General features: G+C 64.0%; 10 protein-coding genes. 9 read left to right on the top strand and 1 reads right to left on the bottom strand.

The genetic code is table 11. The features are described from left to right. Positions 1 to 543, top strand: a 543-nt coding sequence (locus VGP39_RS05200; RefSeq protein ID WP_327567039.1) for a tetratricopeptide repeat protein, incomplete at its 5' end; no start/stop codon positions are given. Positions 544 to 556: 13 nt separating this feature from the next. Then, positions 557 to 1444 (top strand): 4-(cytidine 5'-diphospho)-2-C-methyl-D-erythritol kinase, encoded by an 888-nt coding sequence (locus VGP39_RS05195; protein WP_327567038.1) that lies wholly within the window; start codon positions 557 to 559, stop codon positions 1442 to 1444. 249 nt (positions 1445 to 1693) lie between these two features. On the opposite strand, the gene VGP39_RS05190 is transcribed toward VGP39_RS05195, so the two are convergent. Next, positions 1694 to 2704: a polyprenyl synthetase family protein gene (locus VGP39_RS05190; RefSeq protein ID WP_327567037.1), complete on the bottom strand. Its 1011-nt coding sequence runs from the start codon at positions 2702 to 2704 to the stop codon at positions 1694 to 1696. 139 nt (positions 2705 to 2843) lie between these two features. Between VGP39_RS05190 and VGP39_RS05185 the strand changes: the two genes are divergently transcribed. The 7 genes from VGP39_RS05185 to VGP39_RS05155 all read left to right on the top strand — a co-directional run. Continuing rightward, entirely contained in the window at positions 2844 to 3071 is a 228-nt protein-coding gene (locus VGP39_RS05185; RefSeq protein ID WP_327567036.1) for a DUF2007 domain-containing protein, read from the top strand. Further along, positions 3064 to 3831 carry a tRNA1(Val) (adenine(37)-N6)-methyltransferase gene (locus VGP39_RS05180; RefSeq protein WP_327567035.1) on the top strand — a complete coding sequence of 256 codons (768 nt, stop codon included), beginning with the start codon at positions 3064 to 3066 and terminating at the stop codon, positions 3829 to 3831. Before VGP39_RS05185 ends, VGP39_RS05180 begins: the two co-directional genes overlap by 8 nt. 258 nt (positions 3832 to 4089) lie before the next feature. Beyond that, positions 4090 to 4998 (top strand): S49 family peptidase, encoded by a 909-nt coding sequence (locus VGP39_RS05175; RefSeq protein ID WP_327567034.1) that lies wholly within the window; start codon positions 4090 to 4092, stop codon positions 4996 to 4998. A 103-nt stretch (positions 4999 to 5101) separates the two neighbouring features. Beyond that, positions 5102 to 5293 (top strand): hypothetical protein, encoded by a 192-nt coding sequence (locus VGP39_RS05170; protein ID WP_327567040.1) that lies wholly within the window; start codon positions 5102 to 5104, stop codon positions 5291 to 5293. Between the two features lie 449 nt (positions 5294 to 5742). Then, positions 5743 to 6684 carry a glycine--tRNA ligase subunit alpha gene (locus VGP39_RS05165; protein WP_327567033.1) on the top strand — a complete coding sequence of 314 codons (942 nt, stop codon included), beginning with the start codon at positions 5743 to 5745 and terminating at the stop codon, positions 6682 to 6684. 58 nt (positions 6685 to 6742) lie between these two features. Beyond that, entirely contained in the window at positions 6743 to 7147 is a 405-nt protein-coding gene (locus VGP39_RS05160; protein WP_327567032.1) for an endonuclease domain-containing protein, read from the top strand. Continuing rightward, positions 7148 to 7858: glycine--tRNA ligase subunit beta (locus tag VGP39_RS05155; RefSeq protein ID WP_327567031.1), on the top strand; the 711-nt coding region annotated here is incomplete at its 3' end.

Below are 7858 nucleotides of genomic sequence, written 5' to 3'. Positions count from 1 at the left end.
TTGCCCTCGGCCAACGAAAAGGGCAACTGGGTCTATTATTATTTCCGCGGCATCTGCGAGGAGCGCTCCAAGCAGTGGAGCAAGGCCGAAGCCGACATGCGCAAGGCGCTCGAGCTGCAGCCCGAGCAGCCGCATGTGCTGAACTATCTCGGCTACTCCTGGATCGATCAGGGCATCAATCTCGACGACGGCATGAAGATGATCAAGCGCGCGGTCGAGCAGCGCCCCGACGACGGCTACATCGTGGACTCGCTGGGCTGGGCCTATTACCGGATCGGCAATTTCGAGGACGCGGTGAAGAATCTCGAACGCGCCATCGACCTCAAGCCGGAAGACCCCACCATCAATGACCATCTCGGCGACGCCTACTGGCGCGTCGGCCGCACCCTGGAAGCAAAATTCCAGTGGGCGCATGCCCGCGATTTGAAGCCGGAGCCGGAAGAACTGCCGAAGATCGAAGCCAAGATCGAGAACGGCCTGCCGGAGGACACCTCCTCGGCGGCCTCGGCGGACAAGAAAAAAGAAGACGGCAAAGGCGGCTGAGCGAAGGGTCCCAATGCCGGCGCCGACGGATGAGGCACGCGCGAAGGTCAACCTGACGCTTCGGGTGATCGGTCGCCGCGTCGATGGCTATCACGACCTTGAAAGCGTGGTGGCGTTTTGCGATTGCGCCGACCGGCTGACGCTGGACCCCGGAACCGAACTTAATCTAGTGACCACCGGTCCGCGCGCTGGAGATTGCGGCGAAGCGTCCGATAATCTCGTGCTCAAGGCGGCGCGGCTGCTGGGCGAACGCGTGGACGGTCTTGAGGCCGGCGAGTTCATGCTCGACAAGGTGCTGCCGGTCGCCGCCGGTATCGGTGGCGGCTCGGCGGATGCCGCAGCTGCGCTGCGGTTGCTGGCGCGGGCAAACAAACTTGAGCTGGACGATCCGCGCCTGATCGAAGTCGCGCGACTGACCGGCGCCGATGTTCCAGTTTGCCTTTCATCGCGCGCATGCGTGATGACCGGCGTCGGCGAAACGCTGCTGCCGCTCGCTTTACCGAAAATGCCGTGCGTGCTGGTCAATCCCTGCGTTGCCGTCGCGACCAGCGAGGTATTCAAGGCGCTGGGCCTGCGGCATGGCCAATTGCTGGTCGGCGCCACCGACGTGCTCCTCTATGATCCGAGTTGGCCCGAAGCCGGCGCGTCAATCGATGCATGGATCAGGATCCTTGCCGGCATCGGCAACGACCTCGAGAAACCGGCGACGCGGATCCAGCCGGTGATCGGCGAGGTGCTGGCCGCGCTTGGCAGCGCCGAGGGCGTAATGCTGGCGCGGATGTCGGGCTCGGGCGCGACCTGTTTTGCGATTTTCAATGACGACGCCGATGCGCAGCGCGCGGCGCAGGCGATCCGGCGCGAGCACCCGCAATGGTGGGTGCATGCGGGGACGTTGAGCTAGGCCATACGTGTCCCGGGCGCGATGCAGCGTTCTTCACGCTGCTTCGCAGAACCGGGACCGTATCAAACGCAGAACCGTAATTGCCGGGCTTGACCCGGCAATCCATCTTCTTCGAAAAATTCGTGCGAAGAGGATGGATGCGCGGGTCGAGCCCGCGCATGACGAAGTCTTATTTCGTTACGGCCCCGGCTCTGCAGCGCACCGCTCCGCGAAGAGCTACGCGCTGCGCTGCGTCCGGGGCACGATAAACTAATGCGACCGTGCCAGGCAGAACGCCACCACCTGCCCCAGCGCGGTCTTCATCGCCGAGGCGGGAAACAGCGCCAGCGCGTCGACCGCCATCGCGCCGTAGTGCTGGGCGCGGTTGAGGGTGTCTTCCAGCGCGCGGTGCTTGGTCATCAGCCCGATGGCATGATCGAGATCGCTGTCGCCGATCTCGGCGCGTTCCAGCGCGCGCACCCAGAAGGCGCGCTCGACGGCGTTGCCGCGGCGGAACGCCAGCACCACCGGCAGCGTGATCTTGCCCTCGCGAAAATCGTCGCCGACGTTCTTGCCGAGTTTTGCGGCCTTGCCGCCGTAATCCAGCACGTCGTCGACCAATTGGAACGCGATGCCGAGATTCATGCCGACCGAGCGGCACGCGGTCTGTTCGGCCTTCGGGCGGTTGGCGATCACGGGGCCGACCTCGCAGGCGGCGGCGAACAGTTCGGCGGTCTTGCCGCGGATCACCGCGAGATATTCGTCTTCGGTGGTGGCGGTATTTTTCGCCGCCGCCAGCTGCATCACTTCGCCCTCGGCGATGGTGGCGGCAGCCGATGAGAGGATATCGAGCGCGCGCAGCGAGCCGACCTCGACCATCATGCGAAAGGCCTGGCCGAGCAGGAAGTCGCCGACCAGAACGCTGGCCTCGTTGCCCCACAGCATCCGCGCCGACAATTTGCCGCGGCGCAATTCGCTCTCGTCGACCACGTCGTCATGCAGCAGGGTGGCGGTATGCATGAACTCGACCGAGGCGGCGAGCTTGATATGACCCTCGCCGGAATAGCCGGCAAGGTGCGCCATCGCCAGCGTCAGCATCGGGCGCAGCCTTTTGCCCCCCGAGGAAATCAAGTGGTTGGCGACTTCGGGGATCATGGTGACCTCGGAGCCGGTCCGCGACAGGATGGTGGCGTTGACGCGTTCCATGTCGGCGGCGACCAGGGCGACCAGCTGATCGATCGAAGCTGCCGAGGGGCTCTCAAAGGGAACAATTACCGCCACACAACTCTCCACATTTGCGCAATCCACGCGATCCTCGGCTATAACAATAGAAAGTGCGGAGTGACGCGGCAAGGGTATCGAGCGGTTGACACGCGCCGCACAGCCATCAAGCAGGGTCCGGCCCAAGGAGAGCCTTAAGTTGCGGGAATTGGTACGAACCAACGATATCGTGCTGGTGTCGGCGATCGGCGCATTGCTCGACGGCGCCAATATCCATCATCTGGTGCTGGACCAGAACATGAGCGTGATCGAGGGCTCGCTCGGCGTGCTGCCGCGCCGGATTCTGGTCCATGAAGACGATGCCCGCGAAGCGCGTCAGATTCTCACCGACGCCGGGCTTGCCCATGAACTGCGGCCCGATGACTGAACTAGCAGACGAATTCACCGAGGACGCGTTTCTCGGCGGACGCCTACGATTGCGCCAGCCGAAATCCGGCCACCGCGCCGGTCATGACGCCGTGCTGCTGGCGGCGGCGACAGCGGCGCGAGCGGGCGACCGGGTGGTCGATTTCGGCGCCGGCGTCGGCGCCGCGGGATTGGCGCTCGCGACCCACATAGCGGGGATCGAGATCGTCCTGGTCGAGATCGACAAGCGCTTGGTGGAACTCGCGCGCGGCAACGCCGCGCTGAATCGAATCGAGGCCAGAATCATCGCGATGGACCTCGCATCCGGCACGGAGGCGTTTGCCGGTGCGGGTCTTGCGCCCGACAGCGTCGACGTCGTGCTGATGAATCCGCCGTTCAACGACCCTTCGCGGCATCGCTCGTCACCGGACCAGCGCCGCAAGATCGCGCATCTGGCTGACGCCGCCACGCTGCAGAGCTGGCTCCGCGCAGCGCGCCGTATTCTCAAATCCGGCGGCGTGCTGACGTTGATCTGGCGCGCCGACGGACTCGCCGAGGTCTTGGCGGCGCTCGATCGCGGCTTTGGCAGCCTGGCGATTCTGCCGGTTCATGGCAGTGCGGCCACACCCGCGATTCGCGTGCTGGTCCGCGCGATCAAGGGGGGCCGCGCGCCGACGGCGCTTTATCCGGGCCTGATGCTCAATGATGAGTCAGGGCTGCCTAATAAACAGGTTCAGGAGATACTGGCCGGCAGAGGCAATTTGCCGCTGGCCGTGCTTTGAAACGGCGGGCCTGACTGATAAAAGCCGGCTGCGTCCCTGGTTATTGAGGCAACGTTTCCCGGCGCTTCTCGGGAGCGGACGTGAAGTGGACAGCAGTCAAAAGCGCGCCGATAAGCAGCATCAGCAGATAGATCTTCATGTCCTTCTCCGCTGCCTCATTGCAACCTGACAACGATTGCAATGCAAATGACGTTCCAATGATCCGAAATAACACTGACGTGATAGAGCATAAGAAATGGTAAATTTTGAGGAAACGACATGAGTGAGCAGATCGGGGATCGCCGCGAAACTCCATGGTCGATGGACCGGCTGATGGACCTCGTTCCGGCGCGCTGGCGGCGCGGCGCAGTCATCGTGCCGGTGGTGCGGCTCTCGGGGCTGATCGGCGCGGTGACGCCGCTGCGGCCGGGCATGACGCTGGCCGGCGTCGCCAAGATGCTGGAGCGCGCCTTCGCCACCCGCAATGCAAAGGCGGTCGCATTGGTGATCAATTCGCCGGGCGGCTCGCCGGTGCAGTCGCGCCAGATTTATCTGCGCATCCGCCAGCTCGCCGCGGAAAAGAAACTGCCGGTGCTGGTGTTCGTGGAGGATGTCGCGGCGTCCGGCGGTTACATGATTGCGTGCGCCGGCGACGAGATTTTCTGCGATCCATCGTCGATCCTGGGTTCGATCGGCGTGGTCGGCGGCTCCTTCGGCTTCCAGGAACTGATCAAGAAGATCGGCGTGGAGCGGCGGCTCTACACCGCCGGCGAGCACAAGGCGATGCTCGATCCATTCCTTCCCGAGGATCCCGATGACGTCGCCCGGATAAAGGCGCTTCAGCGCGAGATCCACGCCATCTTCATCGCGCTGGTGAAGAGAAGCCGGGGGACCCGGTTGACGGGCGCCGACGATGTGCTGTTCTCCGGCGAATACTGGGCCGGGGAAACCTCGGTGTCGCTCGGTCTCGCCGACGCCATCGGCGATCTCAGGTCGACGCTGCGGGCGCGCTACGGCGACAAGGTGCAGACCCCGGTGGTCGCCCCGCCGACCGGGCTGTTGTCCGGGCTGATGGGCCGCAAATCGGGCGCCGGAACCGCGGTTGCGCTGGAGGGCCTCGCCGGACTGCCGGACGAGCTGATCTCCGCACTGGAGACCCGGGCGATCTGGGCTAAATTCGGGTTTTGAGCCGCGCCAAATAGCCTCGCAAAGAGGTGATTGCGGGCAGAGCCGGGTTGGGAGACAATGCGAACCAAGGGGCGCGTGACCGATGAACGACAAGGATCGACCGATGCCGCCGCTAGTCGCATTTGCAGGCGCCCTGGGTGGGCTGGCCGTGGTCCGCTGGGCCTACCGGACGGCCAAAAGGGTCAACCAGGAACTGGCAGAGGCGCGCGCCGCACGGCTCGCCGAAGCCAGCCCGCCGGGCGACATTCCGACGCTGCGGCGCGACCCCAATACCGGCGCGTACCGGCCGGGCTGACCGCCATCGTGTCCCGGACGCGGTGCGGCATTCTTCATGCCGCTCCGCAGAGCCGGACCGTACCAAACACCGTCTTCGTTACGGCCCCGGCTCTGCAGCGCACCGCTTCGCAAGGGCTACGCGCTGCACTGCGTCCGGGGAACGTCGAGGGCTTCCCAAAATACTTGCGCCGGCCTTAAGGGTGGGGCACCACCCTTCAAGACCGGCGAGCAAGCTTGGAGGCATTAGTCTCAGCGTCGTTTTAGCAAATGCTGCGATCTCTGGGTGTCACAATTCAGAGAGATCGCGATTTTCAGGAAGCTAATCGTCTCAGGACCTCGAAGTTCCGCATCGATCTCCGCAATCGCGCCGGTGAGCACGCCCATTCCCTCCGGACATTGCCTTGATTCCCTGGGTTCCCGCCGATACGGTCCCGCGCGCTTAAAACCTCCCCGAATCAGAAACCTGTGATGGATTCGCTGCCTCCGCATATGCGCCCGGAACGCTCGTTCCAGGGACTGATCCTGGCGCTGCAGCGCTTCTGGGCGGACCAGGGCTGCGTGATCCTGCAGCCCTATGACATGGAAGTCGGCGCCGGCACCTTTCACCCCGCGACCACGCTGCGTGCGCTCGGCCCGAAGCGCTGGAACGCGGCCTATGTGCAGCCATCGCGCCGTCCCAAGGATGGCCGCTACGGCGAAAACCCCAACCGGCTGCAGCATTACTACCAGTTTCAGGTGATCCTGAAGCCGTCGCCGCCGGACATCCAGGAGCTCTATCTGAAATCGCTGGCCGCGATCGGTGTCGACTCAGGCCTGCACGACATCCGCTTTGTCGAGGATGACTGGGAGAGCCCGACGCTGGGCGCGTGGGGGCTCGGCTGGGAGTGCTGGTGCGACGGCATGGAGGTGTCGCAGTTCACCTACTTCCAGCAGGTCGCCGGCGTCGAATGCGCGCCGGTGGCAGGCGAACTCACCTACGGGCTGGAGCGGCTCGCGATGTATGTGCAGGGCGTCGACCGCGTCTACGACCTCAACTTCAACGGCCGCGAGGGCGCCGACAGAGTGAGCTATGGCGATGTTTTTTTGCAGGCCGAGCAGGAATATTCGCGGCACAATTTCGAACATTCCGACGCCGACATGCTGTTCAAGCAATTTTCGATGGCCGAGGAGGCCTGCAAAAAGTATCTCGACGCCGGCTGGCAACACGGCAAGCGCGAAGCGCATCTGATGGCGCTGCCGGCCTACGACCAGTGCATCAAGGCCAGCCACGTCTTCAATTTGCTCGACGCCCGCGGCGTGATCTCGGTGACCGAGCGGCAGAGCTACATCATGCGCGTGCGCGAACTGGCGAAAGCCTGCGGCGAAGCCTGGGTGCACACCGAAGCGGGCGGGGTTTTACCCTCCCCTTGAGGGGGAGGGTCGCTCGCCCAACCTTTGGGCGAGCGGGGTGGGGTGAAAGAGTAGCGATATGGCAAAGAGGCCAATCAGCGACTTCAAGCGCAAAACAGCGAACAGGCTGCGCGCAAATACAACAGCCGCCGAGCAAATTCTCTGGCGGCATTTGCGAAGATTGGATGTGAGGGGAAGTCATTTCAGAAGGCAGGTGGTCATCGGACCATACATTGCCGATTTTGCTTGCCTGGCAAAGCGATTGATCGTCGAGGTCGATGGATCGCAGCATGAGGGGCTTCGCCGCGACGACGTTCGGACGCGCTGGCTGCCATCGGAAGGCTACAGAGTGATACGATTTTGGAATAACGATGTGATGAGCAGGACCGATGCTGTGCTTGAGGCCATCCACGACATGAGCGCTGTCACCCCACCCCGCCTGCCTGCGGCAGGCGACCCTCCCCCTCAAGGGGAGGGTAAGTAAGTGCCCGATCTCCTGCTCGAATTGTTCTCCGAGGAAATCCCCGCGCGGATGCAGGCGAAGGCGGCCGAAGACCTGCGCCGCATGGTGACCGACAAGCTCGTCGCCGAGGGCCTCGTCTATGAAGGCGCAAAAGCCTTCGCGACGCCGCGGCGGCTGACGCTGACGGTGCACGGCATCCCCGCGCGGCAATCCGACCTCAAGGAAGAACGCAAGGGCCCGCGCGTCGGCGGGCCGGAGGCCGCGATTGCGGGATTCCTGAAAGCCACCGGCCTCGCCTCGCTGGAGGAGGCAAAAATCCAGCGCGATCCGAAGAAGGGCGATTTTTATATCGCGCTGATCGAAAAGCCGGGCCGCGCCACGCTCGACGTGCTCGCGGACATGCTGCCGGTGATCGTGCGCACCTTCCCGTGGCCGAAGTCGATGCGCTGGGGCGAACGCTCGGCACGACCGGGCGCGCTGAGCTGGGTGCGGCCGCTGCATTCCATCGTCGCGACGTTCGGGATGGAGACCGAAGAGCCGGAGGTGGTGAAATTCGCCATCGACGGCATCGAGGCGGGGCAAACCACCCATGGCCACCGCTTCATGGCGCCGGCGGCGATTTCGGTACGCCGCTTCGAGGATTATGAGGCAAAACTTGCGGCGGCGAAGGTCGTGCTCGATCCGGCGCGGCGCAAGGACGTTATCCTCGCCGATGCGAAGCAACTTGCATTC

This window comes from Bradyrhizobium sp. (genome assembly GCF_036009065.1).
In the GTDB taxonomy this organism is placed as follows: Bacteria; Pseudomonadota; Alphaproteobacteria; order Rhizobiales; family Xanthobacteraceae; genus Bradyrhizobium.
The sequence above is the reverse complement of the archived record's forward strand: the minus strand, read 5'-3'. Positions and strand labels throughout refer to the sequence as shown.